The sequence below is a fragment of the Stenotrophomonas sp. TWI273 genome (assembly GCF_039674765.1).
In the GTDB taxonomy this organism is placed as follows: domain Bacteria; phylum Pseudomonadota; class Gammaproteobacteria; order Xanthomonadales; family Xanthomonadaceae; genus Stenotrophomonas.
The window spans coordinates 176,984-197,653 of record NZ_JBDJOA010000007.1 but is presented as its reverse complement, the minus strand read 5'-3'; the positions used below and the strand labels follow the sequence as shown (position 1 = coordinate 197,653).

The 20,670-nt window shown below is 67.7% G+C and carries 15 protein-coding genes; 7 read left to right on the top strand and 8 right to left on the bottom strand.

Translation table 11 applies throughout. The features are described from left to right. Positions 1 to 552: 552 nt before the first annotated feature. Positions 553 to 1,251 carry a basic secretory protein-like protein gene (locus tag ABE571_RS12195; protein ID WP_313209140.1) on the bottom strand — a complete coding sequence of 233 codons (699 nt, stop codon included), beginning with the start codon at positions 1,249 to 1,251 and terminating at the stop codon, positions 553 to 555. After that, a complete protein-coding gene (locus tag ABE571_RS12190) occupies positions 1,248 to 4,598 on the bottom strand; it encodes a GH92 family glycosyl hydrolase (protein ID WP_346493776.1) in 3,351 nt (1,116 codons plus the stop codon). The genes ABE571_RS12195 and ABE571_RS12190 overlap by 4 nt, the downstream gene beginning before the upstream one ends. A 386-nt stretch (positions 4,599 to 4,984) precedes the next feature. Here ABE571_RS12190 and ABE571_RS12185 point away from each other — a divergent pair, with 386 nt between their 5' ends. From ABE571_RS12185 to ABE571_RS12170, 4 genes are all read left to right on the top strand, one after another. Then, positions 4,985 to 5,182: a zinc-finger domain-containing protein gene (locus ABE571_RS12185; RefSeq protein WP_346493775.1), complete on the top strand. Its 198-nt coding sequence runs from the start codon at positions 4,985 to 4,987 to the stop codon at positions 5,180 to 5,182. A gap of 15 nt (positions 5,183 to 5,197) precedes the next feature. Further along, on the top strand, positions 5,198 to 6,310 hold the full coding sequence (locus ABE571_RS12180; RefSeq protein ID WP_313209142.1) for a glycosyltransferase: 1,113 nt from the start codon (positions 5,198 to 5,200) through the stop codon (positions 6,308 to 6,310). A 58-nt stretch (positions 6,311 to 6,368) separates the two neighbouring features. Further along, on the top strand, positions 6,369 to 7,613 hold the full coding sequence (locus ABE571_RS12175; RefSeq protein WP_346483160.1) for an O-antigen ligase family protein: 1,245 nt from the start codon (positions 6,369 to 6,371) through the stop codon (positions 7,611 to 7,613). A 71-nt stretch (positions 7,614 to 7,684) separates the two neighbouring features. Further along, the gene (locus tag ABE571_RS12170; protein WP_346493774.1) at positions 7,685 to 8,176 is read left to right on the top strand and encodes a transposase; all 492 of its coding nucleotides are present in this window, start codon (positions 7,685 to 7,687) and stop codon (positions 8,174 to 8,176) included. Between the two features lie 96 nt (positions 8,177 to 8,272). On the opposite strand, the gene ABE571_RS12165 is transcribed toward ABE571_RS12170, so the two are convergent. After that, complete coding sequence (locus ABE571_RS12165) at positions 8,273 to 9,193, bottom strand: LpxL/LpxP family Kdo(2)-lipid IV(A) lauroyl/palmitoleoyl acyltransferase (protein WP_313209145.1); 921 nt, start codon at positions 9,191 to 9,193, stop codon at positions 8,273 to 8,275. 95 nt (positions 9,194 to 9,288) lie between these two features. Between ABE571_RS12165 and waaA the strand changes: the two genes are divergently transcribed. Next, complete coding sequence (gene waaA, locus ABE571_RS12160; RefSeq protein WP_313209146.1) at positions 9,289 to 10,587, top strand: lipid IV(A) 3-deoxy-D-manno-octulosonic acid transferase; 1,299 nt, start codon at positions 9,289 to 9,291, stop codon at positions 10,585 to 10,587. A 48-nt stretch (positions 10,588 to 10,635) separates the two neighbouring features. Here the strand turns inward: waaA and mgtE are convergent, their stop codons facing one another. From mgtE to ABE571_RS12135, 5 genes are all read right to left on the bottom strand, one after another. After that, positions 10,636 to 12,018 (bottom strand): magnesium transporter, encoded by a 1,383-nt coding sequence (mgtE, locus tag ABE571_RS12155; protein ID WP_313209147.1) that lies wholly within the window; start codon positions 12,016 to 12,018, stop codon positions 10,636 to 10,638. 156 nt (positions 12,019 to 12,174) lie between these two features. Further along, on the bottom strand, positions 12,175 to 12,843 hold the full coding sequence (locus tag ABE571_RS12150) for a hypothetical protein (RefSeq protein WP_346493773.1): 669 nt from the start codon (positions 12,841 to 12,843) through the stop codon (positions 12,175 to 12,177). 458 nt (positions 12,844 to 13,301) lie between these two features. Then, positions 13,302 to 14,666, bottom strand: a complete 1,365-nt coding sequence (locus tag ABE571_RS12145) for a TolC family outer membrane protein (protein ID WP_121039628.1) — start codon at positions 14,664 to 14,666, stop codon at positions 13,302 to 13,304. 16 nt (positions 14,667 to 14,682) lie between these two features. Continuing rightward, a complete protein-coding gene (locus tag ABE571_RS12140) occupies positions 14,683 to 15,330 on the bottom strand; it encodes a protein-L-isoaspartate O-methyltransferase (RefSeq protein WP_313209149.1) in 648 nt (215 codons plus the stop codon). Positions 15,331 to 15,461: 131 nt separating this feature from the next. After that, on the bottom strand, positions 15,462 to 16,127 hold the full coding sequence (locus ABE571_RS12135; RefSeq protein WP_346483156.1) for a TetR/AcrR family transcriptional regulator: 666 nt from the start codon (positions 16,125 to 16,127) through the stop codon (positions 15,462 to 15,464). A 122-nt stretch (positions 16,128 to 16,249) separates the two neighbouring features. On the opposite strand from ABE571_RS12135, the gene ABE571_RS12130 reads away from it, so the two are divergent. After that, positions 16,250 to 17,386 carry an efflux RND transporter periplasmic adaptor subunit gene (locus ABE571_RS12130; RefSeq protein ID WP_346493772.1) on the top strand — a complete coding sequence of 379 codons (1,137 nt, stop codon included), beginning with the start codon at positions 16,250 to 16,252 and terminating at the stop codon, positions 17,384 to 17,386. Between the two features lie 4 nt (positions 17,387 to 17,390). Next, entirely contained in the window at positions 17,391 to 20,561 is a 3,171-nt protein-coding gene (locus ABE571_RS12125) for an efflux RND transporter permease subunit (RefSeq protein WP_346493771.1), read from the top strand. Positions 20,562 to 20,670 lie beyond the last annotated feature (109 nt).

The following is a 20,670-nucleotide window of genomic DNA, read 5'->3' as shown; positions in this document are numbered from 1 at the left end:
GCCAAAACGCGCCCTTCGGGGCGCGTTTTGGTTTCGCGCTGCGAAACGGGTAGCTGCCGACCGTGGGTCGGCAGGCCTCAGTGAAAGGAACCGACGCGACGGTCCCTTTTTGCCTTCGCCGTGCGGTCGCTGTGGCACATGCATCTGCCACACACGCGCCGCACAGACGTCATGGCTCTGCAACCTCCCAAGCGCCCAATACCCCCACGCGGCCCGGCCGTGGTGGCGCTCCGGTGGGGGCGTCGCCACCCTGGGCCCGACCAGCTCCTCCACGATCAGCCACGGGAACAGTGTCATGCGCGATCCACGCACGAAGCGGTATTTCCAGCAGTTGTTGGCGTTGTACGCCGGCTTGGTCGGCGCGCGCTGACCCACGAAAGCCTACCGACCCACCGTCGTTACCTGCCATCGCCCCGTGGGCACCGATGGCACCGATGGCCCTGTGGGCACCGTGGGCACCGATGGGGCCGATGGCACCGATGGCACCGATGGCACCGGTAGTGCCGGCCGCTGGCCGGCTCCTCGCAGACGCCGATCAGGCCCGCGGAGCAATCAGCGTGTCCGCACGTACTGCGCCCACAACCGCGGCAGCGATGTACCGCTGAGCGTTTCCCACAGCGCCGGCGTATAACGGCCCTCACGCAGGGCGCCATCCAGCGCCTTCACCAGCCCGGGGTGCTGCGCCTCGCTCCACGCCAGGAACGCAGCGGTGACCCGGTAGCCGGTATCGAAGTTCTGCTCCGGTTTGACCTGCGTCGGCAATGCCCAGCCCGCCCCGGCGTTGTCCTTGCCGTAGCGGTTGCGCGCGTAATCGGCGATGCCTTCCACCAGCCAGCCCGGCACGCGCGCATTGGCGTACTCCGGGTAGCCCTGCACGATGTGCATCGCCTCATGCGTGACCAGATCGATGTCACCCGGGTGCTTGGCCAGCCAGGCCGGGTTGATCGTGATCGTCGCCGCCTGCGCCTTCTCGCCGACAAAGGCGATGCCGTCGTAAGCCGGGTCGATCACGATGCCGACCTGCGTCGGTGCGGCCGGATGGAAATCGGCGCGCTCGCGCAGATACGCGCCGAAGAAGGTCTCGATGATGCGCTCCCGGACCGGCGCGGCCAGCGCATCGCTGGCGTCGCGGTAGTGCAGGGTCACGTCCTCGCGGGTCTGCGTGGTCTCGAATGCGTGCGCATCGGCGAGCCCGGCGCTGACGAGCAGGGCGGTCAGCAGGCAGCGGGTGATCGGCAGGGCAGTGCTCATCGCGCCGCCGCCGGTGCGAGCAGTTCGACTTCCGCCAGCTGCAGGCGACCCGGTGCACCGATGCGCAGCCGGTACTCGGCGTAGCGGCCCGGCTGGGCGATGCGGAACGGTCGGGTCTGCATCGCCCAGGCGAAGGCTTCGCCGCGGCGCTGGTCGACCTGCACCCAGCGACCACCGGTGGTGCGCGCTTCCAGGGTCCATTCACCGCCGCGGATGGGGCCATTGCCGCTGGTCAGCGTGTACATCGACGGCGTGCCCGCGGCGACGTTGCTGAAGGTGATCGTGCTCGAGCCGCCCAACGGCAGTGCCGTGGCCGCATCGTCATCGATCAGGGCCTCCGCCGCGCGGCCATCGCCGAGCTGGGCGGTGGCCCCACCGCCCAGCAGATCATGCAGCAGGGCCGGCTGCTGGCCGCGCGCGGTGAGCGAGCGCGGTGCATCATCCGGGCCGGTGCCCCAGCGCGAGGGTTCCGGGCCCATGACGAAGTCCAGCGTGGCGCCCTTGGCCAGCAACTCGTGCGGCAGCCAGGTTTTGGTCCACGGCGTGCCGTTGACCTTCAGCGACTGCACGTAGATGTTGCGGTCCGAGTTTTCCGGTGCGTTGACGGTCAGTACCGCGCCGCCCTGCAGCTCGACGCGGGCATGGCGGAACAGCGGCGAGCCGATCACGTACTCCGGTGCACCCATGCGCAGCGGGTAGATGCCCAGCGAGGCGAACAGATACCACGCCGAGGTCTCGCCGTTGTCCTCATCGCCCGGGTAGCCCTGGCCGATCTCGCTGCCCAGGTACAGGCGCGACAGGATTTCGCGCACATGCTGCTGGGTCTTCCACGGCTGCCCGGCATACAGGTACATCCACGGGATGTGGTGCGCCGGCTGGTTGCTGTGCGCGTACATGCCCATGCGCACATCGCGCGCTTCGGTCATTTCATGGATGGTGCCGCCGTAGGAGCCGGAGAACGCGGCGTCGGCGGTCTCCGGCGTGGCGAAGAACGTGTCCAGCTTGGCCGCCAGCTGCGCGCGCCCGCCGTACAGCGCCGCCAGGCCTTCGCCGTCGTGCGCGGCGGTGAAAGCGAACGTCCAGCCGTTGGATTCGGTGTAGTCATGGCCCCACACGCGCGGGTCATAGTCCTTGGCGTCCAGGCGCCAGCTACCATCTGGTTTGCGACCCTGGAAGAAGCCTGCGGCGGGATCGAACAACGTGGCGTAGGTGCCCGCACGGTGGCGGAAGTAGTCGGCCTCGGTGGCATAGCGTTCGCGCGCGGCCGGCGTATCGGCCTGCTTGGCCAGCACCTCGGCCATGTTGGCCACGCCGAAATCGTTGAGTGCGCCTTCCATCGTCCACGACATGCCTTCGTGCACATCGGCGGTGGCATAGCCACGGAAGGTGGAGCGGTCCATGCCTTTGCGTCCGACATGGCGGTCCGGTGGCACCACGGTCGCGTTCTTCAGCGCGGCAGCGTAGGCCTCCTGCGGGTCGAAGCCACCGATGCCCTTCAGCCACGCATCGGCGAAGGCCACGTCCGAACTGGTGCCCACCATCAGGTCGGCGTAGCCGGGCGAGGACCAGCGCGCGACCCACCCACCGGCGCGGTACTGCTCCAGGAAACCCTGCACCAGCGCGCCGGCATCGTCCTTGGTGAACAGCGCATAGGCCGGCCAGGTGGTGCGGAAGGTATCCCAGAAGCCGTTGTTGACGTACACCTTGCCGTCGCGCACCGGCGCGAAGCTGCGCGTGGCGCTGCCATCGGTGTTCTCATCCGAGGCGCTGGCCTGGCTGGCATAGCGCCAGGCCGGTGCCGCCGCGGAGCCGGCGTTTTCATGGCCGGAATTGGGATAGAGGTAGAGGCGGTACAGGTTGGAGTACAGCGTCGTCTTCTGGTCATCGCTGGCATCGCCCACGTCGAAGCGGGCCAGGCGCTGATCCCACGCCTCCTGCGCGCGCGCGGCCACGCGATCCACATCGTCGTTGTCAGTCACTTCCAGTGCGAGGTTGTGGCGGGCCTGCTCGACCGAGATCAGCGACGTGGCGATGCGCATGGATACGCGGCGGTCGGTACCTGTATCGAACTTGATGTAGCCGGTCGGGCGGCCGGTCTTCACCGTGCCGCTGCTGCGCCACGGGCGGTCGAAGCTGGCCACCACATACATGCGGGTGGCGCCGGTGGACAGGCCACTGCGCGTATCGGTATAGCCGGAGAGTGTCTGGGTGGCCGCATCCAGCGTCAGCCCGCCGCGTGCGTCGACGTTGTCGAACAGCAGGTTGGCATCACCGCCTTCGGGGAACGCGAAGCGGAAGACGGCGGCGTGGTCGGTCGGTGCGATCGAGGCGGCGATGCCGTTGTCGAAGCGCACGTCATAGCGGTACGGGCGGGCCTGCTCGTTGTCGCGCGAGAAGCTCAGCGCACGCTTGCTGCGGTCGGCCTCGGGCACGCCACGGGTCGCCGACGGCATCACCTGGAAGGTCTGGCGGTCGCCCATCCACGGGCTGGGCTGGTGGCTCAGCGCCAGCGCCTGCAGGCGGGGCCGGTTGGCCGCATCGTTCTGTTCGTTCCAGCGATACAGCCAGGTCAGTGAGCCGGCGTCGGTCACCGGTGTCCAGAAATTGAAGCCGTGCGGCACGGCGGTCGCCGGGAAATTGTTGCCGCGCGAGAAGGTGCCATTGGCCTGCGTGCCGCGGGTGGTCAGCACCCAGTCCGAGGGGCGCTGCGGCGTGCTGCGCGGTTGCGCGTCCAGGCGGACATCGTCGATCCAGCCGGCCACCGGCGCGCCATCGGCGCTGGCCACCTCCAACTCCAGCGCGACCACGCGACGCCCGCGCAGCGCCGGGGTATCGCCCAGGCGAACGGCTTTGCGCGCCCACTGCTGCGGGTACAGCGTCTTCGAGTCGCCCTGCGCACGCGCACCCAGCGCCACGCCGTGGTGATCGCGCGCGGCGCTGGCCGAGACGCGGGTGCCGTCGTCGAGCACCAGATCGAGCGAGACGTAGGTCGAGGCGACGGTGTCCTTGCCGACGATCTCGGGCAGCACCAGCCAGGACAGGGTGGTATCGGCTTCGATGGCCAGGTCGGTCGTGAACAGCGGGCGGCGCGCCTTGCCACCGGCGCAGGCGTAATGCAGCGCATGCAGGCCGCTGTAGCCGACGCCGGGCTTGGCGGCATAGGGCGCCGCCGGCCCGGTGCCGATCCGCACCTGCAGCGCGTCGTCGCCCGTGGCCGGGGCGGGCTGACCCGGCTCGAACGAGGTCTGCAGGCCCTGCGCGGCAGCCGGCAGGGCGATCGAGGCGCAGGCCAGGGCCAAGGCGAAGGAAAGGGCACGGCGGGCGGGGCGCAGGTCGGACAGGGTCATGCAAGGGTCTCCCGGGAAGGGCAGGCGGCAGGCAGGACCCGCATCGAAGGCCACGGCGGACGGCGTCGCCCCCAGCCATCGGCAGACGGCAGGAAAGAGGCGATGCATGTCCGGTGGGGGGCGGGCAGGCGATCGGGTCGATGATCGGTACCGGTTGATCCTGCATCACGGGAACGGGCGCTGACAAGTGCAATTAGTTCGATCTAAATCCCGCAAATTCGTTTCATCGGCCATTGTTGACAATGCATTTGGATCGATTTAAAAACACCGTGGTCGGTTGGACGAGAGCCAGCCGTCCCAACCCGGGCCGCTTCGCTCCAGCGGCCGTCCGCAGTCGCCAGATGCTAGAATCGGCGGTCTCGCAACCCCCTTTGTGTGTCCACGCCATGAGCCATACCGCCACCGCGCCCGCCAATGCCGAGAAGCGTTACACCGTGCACCGCAGCGATCTGCCGCTGAGCTGCCCGACGCCGGAAATGGCGCTGTGGAACTCGCACCCGCGCGTGTACCTGCCGATCGAAGACGAGCCCAACTGCGAGGCCGCGTGCCCGTACTGCGGCGCCGTGTTCATGCTCGCCGACTGATCCGCGGACCACACTGTGCGCCGACTGACCGTGGTGCAGCTGCTGCCGGCGCTGCACTCCGGCGGGGTCGAACGCTCCACCCTTGAGATCGCCTCCGCCCTGGTTGCCGCCGGCCACCGGGCCATCGTCGTGTCCGCCGGTGGGCGCCTGGTCGAGCCGTTGCTCGCCAGTGGCGCCGAACACCTGACCCTGGATATCGGCCGCAAATCGCTGCTGACGCTGCGCCATGTGCTGACCCTGCGCAACCTGTTCAACGAGGTGGGCGCGGACATCGTGCATGCGCGCTCGCGGCTGCCGGCCTGGCTGGGCCTGTACGCCGTGCGCAATCTGCCGGCGGCGACACGCCCACATTGGGTCACCACCGTGCACGGGCTCAACTCGCCTGGTCGCTACAGCGCGGTGATGACCAGCGGCGAGCGCGTGATCTGCGTGTCCAACAGCGTGCGTGAGTTCGTGCGCGCGCACTACCCCAGCGTGCCGGCCGAGCGCCTGCAGGTGATACCCCGTGGTGTCGATGTCGCGCAGTTCCCGCGCGTGGGCCGGCAGGATCGGCGTGCGCGCCTGGCCGTGGCCGAGCAGCATCCCGCGCTGGCCGGCGAGGCACCGTTGCTGTTGCTGCCTGGCCGTGGCACCCGCCTGAAAGGGCATCGCCACGCGCTGAGCCTGCTGGCAGGACTACATGCCGCCGGCGTGCCGGCCAAGCTGTGGATGCCGGGCACGCGCGAGCCGGGCCGCGAATCCTATGTCGCCGAACTGGACGCCCAGGCGCGCAGCCTGGGTGTGTTCGATGCCGTGCTGATGACCGCGCCGACCTCGCGCATCGCGCAGGCCTATGCGGCCAGTGATCTGGTGCTGCAGCTCTCGGACAAGGCCGAAGCGTTTGGCCGCACCGTGGTCGAAGCGCTGTCGGTGGGCCGCCCCGTGCTGGGCTGGAACCATGGCGGCGTCGGCGAGTTGTTGACTCAGCTGCAACCCTCCGGCGCGGTACCCTTGGGCGACGCCGATGCACTGCTGGCGCGCGCGCAGCAGTTGCTGCTGCAGCCGCCCTCACTGCCGACGCGGATCCCGTTTACCTTGCAGGCCATGCAGCGTGACACGCTCCAGCTCTATACCTCCCTCATCGGCTGAGCCCACCGTCCTTCCCGGTTCGCCGGGCTCCCGTGCGGGCCGCTGGGCCCCGTGGTGGGTGATTGCGTTTGTCGCCTTGTGGCCGCTGCCCGGCATCGCCGAGGGCGTGCTGGTGCTGGGCGCGCTGTACGCGGCGGTGCGCATGGTGCAGCTGCGCCTGCAGGGCAAGCAACGTCTGCTGAGCAGTCCTGCGTGGGCACTGACCAGCATCCTGTTCCTGGGCTACTGGCTGCCGCAGGCATTTTCCGCCTTCGATGCGATCGACCCCGGCACTGCGTGGCGCAAGGCGGCCGCCGGCCTGCGCTATCTGCCGTTCATGTGGCTGGTGGCGATCGCCGTGGCGACTCCGCAGCGGCGCGCGCTGACGCTGGGCGGGCTGGCGGTGATCACCGGGCTGTGGACGGTGGATGCGCTGGCACAGGCGATCGTCGGCAGCAGCCCGCTGTTCTGGTCAATGGATCAGCTCAAGTGGGCGGTCAGCGGCCATGGGTTGTGTTCACCGCAGGAGATGGCGGCGGTGGATCGCCTCAGCGGCGTGCTCGGCCCGTGCAACCTCAAATTCGGCCAGGTGCTGGCCAGCCTCTCGCCGTTCCTGTTGTTCGCCGCCTCACGGCGTGCCGGCATTCTCGGCTGGTCACTGGTCGCCGCCGCAGTGGGAGTCGTGCTGGTCTTGGCCGGTTCGCGCGCGGCGTGGCTGACCTATGCCCTGGTGCTGGTGCTCTCCGGCTGGCGGCTGATCGGCGTGCGCGGGCTGCTGGCCTGCGTTGCGGTCGGCGCGGTGGGGGCGATCGTCCTCACCGTGAGCGTGCCGCAGGTCGGTGACCGGGTCGCGCGCACCGCCATGGCGTGGGAAGGTGAGAACGACGGCGTCAATCAGGCATTGTCCGGCCGCGCCCAGATATGGGCCGCAGCAACCTGCATGATCGAGGCGCATCCGATCAACGGCGTCGGTGCGCGTGGTTTCCGCGACGCTTACCCCGCGTGCAATCCGGACCCGGCCGCCCAGGAAGTGTGGGGCGCCGGCCCAGCACTGCACGCGCACCAGATCGTGCTCGAGATCCTCGCCGAAACCGGCCTCCTCGGCCTGCTGCTGTGGTTGGCGGCCGTGGCCCAGGCGTGGCGCGCGTGGCGTTTTGCACCCCCCGAGGCCCGCGAGCGCGCGCGCCCGGCGATGCTCGCGCTGGCGGTGACGGTGTTCCCGCTCAATACCCATCTGGCGTTCTACTCGACCTTCTGGGGCGGCCTCACGCTGCTGCTGGCCGCGCTGTATGCGGGCAGTCTGTTGGCACGCGACGACGGGTAGAGCCACGCCATGCGTGGCTGCTTGTGGCCCGGGCATGGGGACATACCGACGCACACGCGCGCCATCCACCGATGGGCTCCACGCCCCGGTCAACGCACCCTCGTGCGATGGCCAGCCCACGCCTCCAACGCGGCCGATACTCGCATCCAGGGTATTGCTACGCGCTCACCACCACCACGCACGACAGGCGCAAGTGGTTCGAGGATCCCCTCAATGCAGAAGTAATCATCGACACGCTGCGTTACATGGATCGTTGCGGGGTCAGTTGCACGTTAGCTTGGGTGGTAATGCCGGACCACGTGCATTGGTTGATCCAACTGCGGCAAGACACCTTGGCTCGCTGCATGCTGCTGTTCAAATCACGCAGCAGCCGATTGTTGAATGAGCGTCGGCAGCGAACGGGAAAGCTCTGGCAGCACGGGTACTTCGACCACGCCGTGAGAAATGAGCAATCCTTGCGCCGTCAGGCGCTGTACATCCTCGCCAACCCGATACGTGCGGGATTGGCCAGTGCGCTGGGGGAGTACCCGCACGCGTGGTCGCGGTGGCCCATGGAAGCGTAGAGCCGCCTCATGGGTGGCTGCCCGCGGTCTGGCACCATGCAGCCACCCATGGGGTGGCTCTACCGAGGGGGGCATGCAGCCACCCATGGGGTCGCTTTACCGGTAGTAATCGCTCCGCCCACCGGGCTGGCGCTTGAAGCGGCGGTGGATCCACAGGTACTGGTCCGGCGCCTCGCGCACCATCGCTTCGATGGCCTGGTTGACGCGGGCGGTATCGGCCTCGACATCCTCGCTGGGGAAATTCTCCAGCGGTGCGCCGATCTTCAGGAAATACTTCCCGCCTTCGCGACGGTGGAAATACGGGATCACCGCACAGCCGGTCATCCGGGCCAGCTGATGGGTGGCGGTGATGGTCGAGGCGGTGTGGCCGAAGAACGGCACGAACACCGTGTCCTTGCCGCGCATGTCCTGGTCCGGGGCATACCAGAGGAAGCCGCCCTTCTTCAGGTGCCGCACGGTGGCGCGGATATCCTCGTTGGCGTACATCGCCTTGGCGTAGCGCAGGCGGCCGAACTTCACTGCCCATTCGTAGACCGGGTTGCGGTGCTTGCGGTACATGCCGGACAGCTCCACGTGGTCGCACAACAGGCGGCCGCACATCTCCAGGGTCATGAAGTGGCCGGAGACCAGCAGCACGCCACGGCCCTGCGCCTGCATGCGGTGCAGGTGCTCCAGCCCTTCGATCTGCACCTGCGGGCGGATGCTGTCGATGCTGCCCCACCAGGCCCGGGCGAATTCAAAGATGCCCACGCCCAGCGCGTCGAAGCTGTCGCGCAGCAGGCGCTGGCGCCAGGCGTCGTCCTTCTCGGGGAAGCACAGCTTCAGGTTGACCTCGGCGGCACGCCGACGGCTGCTGGCCAGCCGGTAGGCGACCGTGCCGACGCCGCGGCCGAGCGCGCGCTGCAGCATCCAGGGCAGGCGGGCGATCGCGAAGGCGACCAGCATGAAAGCGAAGGTCGGCCAGTGGCGCGGATTGCGCAGGGACGGCCGGGTGGCGGTGGAAGCGTTATCGGACATGCCTCGATTCTAATGGATGCGCCCGGATGCGTCCCGGCGCGGCCATCACGGCGGCGCGGCGTGTCTTCCCCGTGCCGCTCCCGTATCCTTTGCGCATGCGTAAAAGCCCTGTCGAATGGATCCTGCGCGGCCTGTACTCGGCCGTGCTGTACCTGCTGTTGCCGATCACCGTGTACCACCTGGTCTGGCGGGGCTTCCGGGTGCGCGAGTACTTCCAGCGCTGGGATGAGCGCTATGCCTCCTATCCGCACTCCAGCGGCCAGCCGCGGGTCTGGCTGCACGCGGTCTCGGTGGGCGAGGTGAATGCCGCCGCGCCGCTGGTGAATGCCCTGCGCGCGCTGCGCCCGGACATCCGCTGGGTGATCACCACCATCACCCCGACCGGCTCCGAACGGGTCCGCGCGCTATGGGGGGATGCGGTCGACCATGTGTACCTGCCCTACGACGTGCCGGGCAGCGTCGGCCGCTTCCTGGGTCACTTCAAGCCCAGCCTGGCGCTGATCCTGGAAACCGAGCTGTGGCCGAACCTGCTGTTCGGCTGTCGCGACCGCCGGATTCCGGTCTACATTCTCAATGCCCGACTGTCGGCGCGCTCGCTGCGTGGCTATCGGCTGCTGCGGCCGCTGATCGGCCGTGCACTGCGCACGGTCACCTGCGTGGCCGCACAGTCGGCCGATGATGCCGAGCGCTTCATCCAGCTCGGGGCGCGCCCGGACCAGGTGCAGCCGCTGGGCAATCTGAAATTCGACATCGCCACGCCGAACGTGCAGGACTTCATCGCGCGCTTCCATGATCTGGTGCCCGCCACGCGCCCGGTCTGGATCGCCGCCAGCACGCACGAGGGCGAAGAGCAGGCCACCCTCGATCTGCACCGCCGCCTGCGCGAGGCGATGCCGGGGCTGCTGCTGTTGTGGGCGCCGCGGCATCCCGAGCGGTTCCCGCGGGTGGAAGCGCTGGCCCGCGAGCAGGGCTGGAAGGTCGCGACACGCCGCCAGCAGCAGTGGCCGCAGGCCGATACGGATGTCTTCGTCATCGACACGCTCGGCGAGCTGATGTCGTTCTACGGCTGTGCGCAGGTGGCCTTCGTCGGCGGCAGCCTGCAGGCCATCGGCGGGCACAACCTGCTGGAGCCGGCGGCGATGGGCACGGCCGCCGTCACCGGCCCGCACCTGCACAACTTCGCCGAGATTTCCCGGCGCATGCGCGAAGCCGGTGCGGTGGTGATCGCCGAGGATGCCAACGGTGTCGGCGATGCACTGCTGACCCTGCTGCGCGATCCGCAGGCACGCGAAGACATGGCGCGCGCGGGGTGTGCGTTGGTGAGCAACGGCCGCGGTGCGCTCAAGCGCACCGTGGCCCTGATCGCCCCGCAGTTGCCGCCGCCGGTGGCGTGATCGAGACCGGCCTGGCCGCCATGCGCGGCGACCAGGCCTGCCGATCCATCAGCCCGCGGAGACCAGCAGGTCACCCAGGAAGGCATACGCGAACCCGAAGTAGATGAACACGCCGATCAGGTCCATGACCGAGGTGATCAACGGGGCCGACAGCGTGGCCGGATCCGCCCCGATGCGGCGTGCGGCGAAGGGCAGCAGTGCGCCGATGATGCCGCCCAACGCGGTGCACACCAGCATGCTCGAGCCCACCACCATCAGCACGTCCATGCCCACGCCTTTGCTGAAGTAGGCCAGGATCGCTTCGAGTACGGCGATGGTGATGCCCAGCCCCGCCGCGACCGGCAGTTCGCGCTGGATCACGAACCACACATCGCGCCAGCTCAGTTTCAGTTCCCCCAGCGCCATGCTGCGGATCACCAGCGTGGCTGACTGGCTGCCGGTGTTGCCGCCCATGTCCACGATCGGGGCGATGAAGGCGGCCAGCACGATCACCTGCGACAGCAGCTCCTCCTGCGCGGCGACAAATGTGCTGGTGACGATGCCGAAGCAGGTCAGGATCGCCAGCCAGAACACACGTACCCGGAACATCTGCTTCAGCGGCGTGCTGCGCACATCAAGATCGTTCCCGTTTCCGCTGGCCGTGCCGCCAAAGCGGGCCAGCTGCGAGGCATCCTGTTCCTTCTCGATGTCCATCGCATCGTCCACGGTGACGATACCGATCATGCGGTCCCCTCCATTGGTCACCGGCAGCGCGAGCAGATCGTAGCGACGGATCAGTTCGGCGGCCTGCAGCCTGGGCCAGTGCGCCTTTGCGGCGACCGGCTGCTCATGCATGATCGAGGCGACCGTGCGGTTCTCGTTGGCCAACACCAGATCACGCAGGGCCACCGTGCCGCGCAGCCGCAGCGTGTGGTCGAGCACGAACAGGATGTTCACCGTCTCGCTGTGCAGCGCAGTGGCGCGGATATGGGCCAGCGCCTGCGCGACGGTCATCTCCGGTGACACCCACACATAATCGGACGTCGTCGCCGAGCCGACCGTGCCTTCGGGATAGGACGCCATCTTGAGGATGTCGTCGCGCTCGACTTTGGTCAGTGCCGGCAGCAGTTTCTGTTTGGCATCATCGCCGAGCCGGTTGTACAGATCGGCGCGGTCATCCGAGGGCATGTGTTCGAACAGCTGCACCACCGCCTCGCGCGGCATCGCGGCCAGCAGCTGATCCTGGCGTATCTCGGTGAAGTGCGCGAACAGCTCGGCGCGTGCCTGCGGGTCGAGCATCATCAGCAAGGGGAGTGTCTTGTCCACGCTCAGCGCATCGAGCGCATCGACCAGGTCGGAGGGATGCGTGGCCGAGGCGATGCTGACAAAGCCGGCCGTGTCGAGGGAAAGCGAGAGGGTGCGGATCGAGAACAGGAGGTCTTCGCGGTTCATGGTGGTTCTCCAGCAAAAAGCAGCGCAGTGCGCTGAGGTACACAAGGCCGACGCGCGGGCAGGGCTCGAGCGGGGCAGGTATCGGTGGGTGCATGGGCCGTGTGCGGAGGTGCACGCGGTCCGGTCGGTCGGTGCCGTCAGTCGGCACGCAGGGCGTTACGGTGCAGAGGCCAGATTGAAGCCGAGCGTGATCCAGTGGCCATCGCGCTGGTGATGCACACGACCGGCCAGCAGATCCACGCTGGCGCCGCGCCAGAGTTCGTGGCGGACGCCGAATTGGCTGCTGCGCTGGCGTGTGGTGTCACGCGCGGTTTCGGCCAGCAGCGACCAGTGTGGGGCGGTGACGATTTCCAGGCCGACGCCCTCGGTGCGGCCGCGTGCGCCGGCCGTGCGGGCCCAGCCCAGGTTGAGGTGAAGCAGCGTGCGATCGCTTGCGCCAAGGGCGAGGGTCAGGGGCGCGTTGACGCCCCAGTCATCGCCACGCAGGTGACGCCAGTCGCTGCCGACGCCCGCACTGAGCGCCAGGCCCCAACGGCGCTGGTCGATGTCGCGCAGCACGCGCTTGGCACCCAGCGCCCATTGCGTGGACGAAGCAGCATGTTGATGGCTCACGCCGAGCGACCACTCGGTATCGGCGAAGGTGCAGGCCGGCACGGCGGTCCACTCCGCCCCGGCATCGGTATGGCGGCCCCAGCTTTCCAGCTGGCAGCGACCGGCATCGGTGATCGAGGCGTCATCCACCATCAGGCTGGCGGCGGCGCGGGTGTCGAACGGAAGTATCGCCACGGCCACGAGCGGCAGGGCGAACACACGGGAAACGTGCATGGGCAATCTCCAGGCAAACGGAAACGCCAGCGGCACCCTTCTTGGGGTCGGTGGAACGGCGATACGGATGATGCGAGGCGGGCGAGCGTGTCAGCTGCGCCGGTGGGCCCCGTCCTGTGCGGACGGAACCGACCTTGGGGTCAGTGGGTCCGTCGGCTCAGGAGCAGCAACGAGATCGACTATGACTGTCCAAGGAGGGGGCCTCTGGAGGGAAAGGGAAGGTGGTGCGGGGCGGACCATAGTCGGCCCATGCCGAGGGGTCAAGCCATTTTCAACGACACGTACCGGACTGTGGATCGGTTCACGGTGGAGACTGTGCGCGGGTAGGCATTACACGATGAAATCGCCACGGCAGTGATCGCGTGTGTGACGCGCGCGAGGTGTCGGAATCAACCACGTGCACGCATAAAAAAACCACCCGCATGCGGGTGGTTTTCTGTCACGCGCTGTGCCGTCGATCAGTTGACGGTGGTGCTCGGCGTGGCCGCCTTCTGGGTCAGCAGGCGATTGATGTCCTGCAGTTCGGCGATGTCCAGCGTGCCGACCGCCTGGCCCAGCTGCAGACGGTTCTGCAGGAAGGTGTAGCGGGCGTTGGCGTAGTCCAGCTGCGCGGAGAACAGGATGCGCTGGTTCTGGATCACATCCAGCACGGTACGCGTACCGACTTCCAGGCCGACCTGCGAGGCGTCATAGGCGCTCTGTGCCGACACGACGGCCAGGCGACGCGCTTCCACTTCGCTGATGCCGGCCACCAGGGTCTGGTAGGCATTGCGCGTGTTGCGATCCAGCGCGCGCTTCTGCTGCTCGTAGCCGTCCTGGGCGATATCACGCTGGGCCAGGGCCTGGCGCACGCCGGACTGGGTGGCGCCGCCGGAGAAGATCGGCACGTTCAAGGTCAGGCCGACGCTGTTGGTGCGGCGGTCCGGGCTGAAGCTGCTGCCGCCGTCGCCGACCACATCACCCCAGCTGGCCGACTTGCCGGCGGTGGCACCCAGCGACAGGGTCGGGTAGTGCGCGCCGCGGGCGGCCGAGACGCCGGATTCGGCAGCGTTGACCTTCAGTTCCTGCGCCTTCAGCGCCGGGTTCTGCGCAACGGCCTCGTTCACCAGCGTATCGATGGTGGCGTACTTGGCCGGCAGCTCCGGACGGAAATCGGCCGGCAGGGCGCGCAGGTCGGTGACCGGCTGGCCGGTCAGTTCGGTCAGCGCCTGGTATGCGTCGGCCAAGGTGTTCTGCGCGATGATCGTGTTGGCGCGCGCCTGGTCGTACTGGGCGCGGGCTTCGTGCACGTCGGTGATCGGCGCCAGGCCCACTTCCAGGCGCTTGTCGGCGAAGTCGAACTGCTTCTTGGCAGCGGCTTCGTTGGTCTGCGCGGCCGACAGCGATTCAATGCCCACCAGCACGTTGAAGTACGCCGCCGAGGTGCGCACGATCAGGTCGTCGTTGGCCGAATCCAGGGTGAAATCCGCTGCGCGGCTCAGTTCGCGCTGCGAACGCAGGTTGGCGAACTGGGTGAAGTTGAAGACGGTCTGGCTGCCGTTGATCGTGTAGTTCCGGCTCTTGGTGGTGAACGAGCTGGAGGTCAGATCATGGTTCGGGTTGGTGCGGCTGCGGTTGAGCGAGGCCTCGCCGTTGAGCTGCGGCAGCAGGGCGGCACGCGCCTGCACAGCGCCTTCCTTGTCGTACAGACGGGTCGACTCGGCAGCCGACAGCTGCGGATCGCCGTTGCGCGCCATTTCGTAGACCTGCAGCAGGTCGGCGGCAGAGGCGGTCATCGGCAGCAGGGCGGCGGCCAGCGCAAAGGCGAGGGATCGGCGGATCATTGCGGCTTCCTTGGACTCAGAGTTGGAACTGGGGTGCCGGGGCGGCACCGCGCAGGTAGTCGATATCGGTTTCGAACAGCGATTCAGTGGTGCCGTCCGCCTTGACCAGCACCGCTTCCATGACCGGCGACCGGCCACGGATCACGAACAGTCGACCGCCGGGACGCAGCCACTGGGCGAAACGTGACGGGATGACATCCACCGCGCCGGTGACGCAGATCGCATCGAAGCGGCGCTCGGTGTCCCAGGTCAGGGCGTCGGCGGTTTCGATGCGGACGTTGTTGCCCAGGCCGGCAGCGTCCAGACGCGCGCGCGCGGTGGTGGCCAGGTCGGCATCGATTTCCAGGCTCAGGACTTCGCGGGCCAGTTCGCCCATGCAGGCGCTCAGGTAGCCGCTGCCGGTGCCGATTTCCAGGACTTCATCGCCCGGCTGCAGATCCAGCGCCTGCAGCGTGCGGCCTTCGATGACCGGCTTCATCATCTTCTGGCCGTTGCCCAGCGGCAGCTCGATATCGGCGTAAGCCAGGGCCCGGTGCGATTCAGCGACGAACGCCTCCCGCGGCAAGCGTGCCAGTACATCGAGCACGCGGATTTCCAGCACATCCCAGGGGCGGATCTGCTGTTCAACCATCAGTTCGCGGGCGTGGGAGTAATCGATCGTCATGAGGTTCTATATCCAGCGCAGTGGGCCGGCCATTTTACCGGTGCCGGGAGCCGGCGGCGCGCTGAAAGCATCGCTGCCGTCGCGCCGGGGTCGCAGTGCCGGAAGTCACCGCGACCTCCGGTCCATTCAGTTTAGTGCCGCCGGGCATACGCCCGCAGGAAAAAGTCGACGCTGGCGGACACGTGGGCGTCGGCATCGCACTCGGCCGGGGCCGGCCGCAACCCGCACATCATATGCGTATGCAGCTCGCCCTTGATCAAGGTCAGGAACTGGAGGGCGGCGGTCTGGCAGTCGGTGATCTCCAGTTCGCCGCGGGCGGTGCGGGCGCGCAGGAAGTCAGCGAGCGCGTCGGTGGTCCGCTGCGGGCCGGCCAGCCAGAACATCTCGCGGATCCGGTCATCGGTATCCGGGGACATCATCACCCGCTGCACCGCGACGGCCGCATCGGAGGTGATCAGGCTGAAGAAGGCGTGGCCGATGCCCATCAGCTGGTCGCGCAGCGGGCCTTCGACGTCGGTGACGAACAGTTCGTCAGGCAGCATCTCGACGCACTTGGACTGCACAGCTTCGGTGAAAAGGGTCTCTTTATCGCCGAAATGGCTGTAAACGGTCAGCTTCGAGACACCTGCCTGGGCGGCGATGCTGTCCATGCTCACCCCGTTGTAGCCCTGGTCGACAAACAGCGATTTGGCGGCGTCCAGAATGGCCGCGCGCTTGCCCAGATCCTTCGGGCGCCCCGGCCCGGCGGCCTTGGCGGCCGGCTTGGAGGGCGATGTGGAGGAGGTCGGATCAGTCATCCAATCAATACTAGACCAATCGGTTCGATATTTATACTATACCGGCTGGTTCAATATTGAAGCAGCTGGAACAGTGTGTCTCCAGCGGCTTTTCCCGGGTTACTTTTCAGGTCCAGGACCTCATGAAAAACATGCGATGGATGGGTGGTGGGTTGCTGGCGATCGCGCTGGCAGCATGTGGCAAGCAGGACGCCGAGCCGGTCGCGCCGATGCCGGTGCTGGTGGTCCACCCGGGCACCGTGACCGCCCAGGAAGTGGCTGCCTATCCCGGTGAGATCCGCGCCCGCGAGGAAAGCCCGCTGTCGTTCCGCGTCGGGGGCAACCTGATCAAGCGCCATGTCGATGCCGGCCAGCGCGTGCGCAAGGGCCAGCTGCTGGCCGAGCTGGACGCCGCCGACTACGCCTCACAGGCCAGTGCCTCGCAGGCGCAGCTCGCGGCCGCCGAAGCCGATCTGATCCGCGCCCGCGATGACCAGAAGCGCTACGCCACGCTGGCCGAGCAGCAACTGGTCAGCCAGTCCGCACTCGACAGCCAGACCGCTGCCTTCAAGGCGGCGCAGGGCCAGGCCAATGCCGCCCGCGCCAATCTGGCCGTGGCCCGCAACCAGGCCGAGTACGCCCAGTTGCGTGCGCCCGCCGATGGCGTGATCGCCAGCCGCCAGGCCGAAGCCGGGCAGGTGGTCAGCGCCGGGCAGACCGTGCTCACCCTGGCCGCCGATGGCGGCCGCGAAGTCGTGATCGCCCTGCCGGAAAGCAACATCCGTGATTACCAGGTGGGCCAGCCGGTGCAGGTGGAACTGTGGAACCGCCCGGGCCAGCTGCTGGCCGGCACGATCCGTGAGATCGCCCCGGCCGCCGATGCCCAAGGGCGTACCTATGCCACCCGCGTCAGCCTCGCACCGGAAGCCTTGACCGAGGTCGAGCTGGGCCAGAGCGCGCGCGTGTTCGCCGCGGCCGGTCGCCAGGGCACGCTGCAGTTGCCGCTGGCGGCGGTGCAGCGCGGTGCCGATGGGCGCAGCAGCGTGTGGGTGGTCGATCCGGCCAAGCGCACGTTGAAAGCCACGCCGGTGACGGTCGGGGCGTATGGCGTCGACTCCGTTCCGGTGCTGAGCGGGGTGAGCGCGAACGACTGGGTGGTGGCTGCCGGCGGCCATCTGCTGCGCGAGGGCCAGCCGGTGACCGCGGTGGATCGTCAGAACCGCCCGGTGCAGGCACCGGCGGCCAAGCCTGCCGCGCCTGCTGCCGGCAAGGGGAACTGATCCCGTGCGCCGCTTCAACCTCTCCGAATGGGCGCTGGGCAACCGGCCACTGGTGCTGTTTGCGATGCTCGCTTTCGCGATCATCGGCGCGTGGTCGTACAAGCATCTGGGCCAGTCCGAAGATCCACCGTTCACCTTCAAGGTGATGGTGGTGCGCACGAACTGGCCCGGCGCGACCGCCGAACAGGTCTCACGCCAGGTCACCGAGCCGATCGAGAAGGCACTGCTGAACACCGGGCAGTACGAGTTCATCCGCTCCTACTCACGCCCGGGCGAATCGCAGGTGATCTTCGTGGCGCGCGACAGCCTGCGCTCCAAGGCGATTCCCGACCTGTGGTACCAGGTGCGCAAGCGCGTGGGCGACATCAAGCCGACGCTGCCGCGCGAAATCGTCGGCCCGTTCTTCAACGACGAATTCGGCGACACCTTCGGCAACATCTACGCGTTGACCGGCCAGGGCTTCGACTACGCGGTGATGCGCGACTACGCCGACCGCATCCAGCTGGAACTGCAGCGCGTGCCGGATGTGGGCAAGATCGAGCTGGAAGGCCTGCAGGACGAGAAGGTCTGGATCGAGCTGTCCAACACCAAGCTGGCCACGCTGGGCGTGTCGCTGCAGCAGGTGCAGCAGGCATTGGCCGACCAGAATGCCATTGCCGCGACCAGCTTCTTTGAAACCCCGACCGACCGGGTGCAGCTGCGCGTCACCGGCCAGTTCAAGCGCGTGGAGGACATCCGCAGCTTCCCGATCCAGGCTGGCGACCGTACCGTGCACCTGGGCGATATCGCCGAGATCAAACGTGGTTTTGCCGATCCGGCGTCGCCGAAGATGCGCTTCATGGGCGAAGACGCCATCGGCATCGCGGTGGCAATGAAAGACGGCGGCGACATCCTCAAGCTGGGCAGTACGCTGGATGCCGAGTTCGAGCGACTGCAGAAGACGCTGCCGGCCGGCATGCAGCTGCGCAAGGTCTCGGACCAGCCCCATGCGGTGGAAGAGTCCGTCGGCGAGTTCGTGCAGGTGCTGACCGAAGCGGTGGTGATCGTGCTGCTGGTGAGCTTCTTCTCGCTCGGCCTGCGCACCGGCCTGGTGGTGGGCGTGACGATTCCGCTGGTGCTGGCGATGACCTTCTTCGTCATGCATTACTTCGGCATCGGCCTGCACAAGATTTCCCTGGGCGCGCTGGTGCTGGCGCTGGGCCTGCTGGTGGACGATGCGATCATCGCGGTGGAGATGATGGCCACCAAGATGGAGCAGGGCTACGACCGCCTGCGCGCGGCCAGCTTCGCGTGGGAGTCGACCGCCTTCCCGATGCTGACCGGTACGCTGATCACGGCGGCCGGCTTCCTGCCGATCGCCACGGCCGCCTCCAGTACCGGCGAATACACCCGCTCGCTGTTCCAGGTGGTGACCATCGCGCTGGTGGTGTCGTGGATCGCCGCCGTGCTGTTCATCCCGTACCTGGGCGACAAGATGTTGCCGGACCTGTTCAACCCGCAGCCGCCCAAGCCGGACAGCCTGGCCGGGCGCTGGCATGCCCGCCGCCTGCAGTGGGCCGACCGCCATCCCGCGTTCGCGCGCTGGATCGCGCCGAAGGTGCATGCGCACGACCATGATCCGTACCAGCGTCCGTTCTACGTGCGCTTCCGCAGGTTCCTCGATGTGTGCCTGCGCCATCGCTGGTGGGTGATCGCCGCCACGGCCGCGCTGTTCGTGTTCTCGCTGCTGATCTTCCGCTTCGTGCCCCAGCAGTTCTTCCCGGATTCGACCCGCCCGGAACTGATGGTGGACATCGAACTGGCCGAGGGGGCCTCGTTGCAGGCCACCCAGGCCCAGGCGACCAAGCTGGAAACGCTGCTCAAGGACCGCGAAGGCATCAGCAATTACGTGGCCTACGTGGGCACCGGTTCGCCGCGTTTCTACCTGCCGTTGGACCAGCAGCTGCCGGCCACCAACTTCTCGCAGTTCGTGGTGCTGACCGAGAATGCCAAAGCGCGCGAAGCGACCCGCGACTGGCTGCTCAAGGACGTGATTCCGCAGTTCCCGGACGTGCAGATGCGCGTGACCCGCCTGGAGAACGGACCGCCGGTGGGCTACCCGGTGCAGATGCGCATCTCCGGCGAGCATATCGAGCAGGTGCAGGCCATCGCACGGCAGGTGGAAGCCAAGGTGCGCGCAAACCCGCACGTGATGAACGTCAACCTGGATTGGAGCGAGCCGAGCAAAGTGGTGCGGCTGGTGATCGACCAGGATCGTGCACGCGCACTGGGTGTGAGCAGCGCGCAGGTGAGCCAGCTGCTGGGCACCTCGTTGTCGGGCATGAGCGTGAGCACCTACCGGGAAGGCAACCGCCTGATCGAGATGCTGCTGCGTGGCCCGGACAACGAACGTGTGCGGCTGGACATGCTGGGCAGCCTGGCCATTCCGACCGCCAGCGGCACCTCGGTGACGCTGTCGCAGGTGGCGCGCCTGGAGTACGTGTTCGAGGACGGCATCATCTGGCACCGCAACCGCCTGCCGACGGTGACCGTGCGCGCCGACATTGCCGACGCGAAACAGCCGCTGGACGTGGTGCAGCAGATCCTGCCGACGCTGGAGGGGATCCGTGCCGAGCTGCCGTCCGGCTACCTGCTTGAAACCGGCGGTACGGTGGAGGATTCCACCCGTGGCCAGGATTCGATCAAGGCCGGCATGCCGCTGTTCCTGATCGTGGTGGCGACCTTGCTGATGTTGCAGCTGCGCAGCTTCTCGCGTGCGGCCATGGTGCTGGTCACCGCGCCGCTGGGCATCATCGGCGCCACGCTGTTCCTGCTGCTGTTCCGCGCGCCGTTCGGCTTCGTGGCACTGCTGGGTACCATTGCGCTGGCCGGCATGATCATGCGCAACTCGGTGATCCTGATCGACCAGATCCAGCAGGACATCGATGCCGGTCACGACCGCTGGCACGCCATCATCGACGCCACCGTGCGCCGCTTCCGCCCGATCGTGCTGACCGCGCTGGCCGCGGTGCTGGCGATGATTCCGCTGTCGCGCAGTGCGTTCTACGGTTCGATGGCGATCTCGATCATGGGCGGCCTGATCGTCGGTACCGTGCTGACCCTGGTGTTCCTGCCGGCACTGTATGCGGCGTGGTTCCGGGTGAAGCCGGACGAGGCCAAGACCAGCGAAGGCTGAGGGACGATGAAGCCGGCCGGTGGCCGGCTTCATCGTTTGAGTGCGACGCAAAGGCCTGTCGCCTTCGTCGTGCCAGCAAGCGCACAATGCACACCGGATTTCTTCGGTC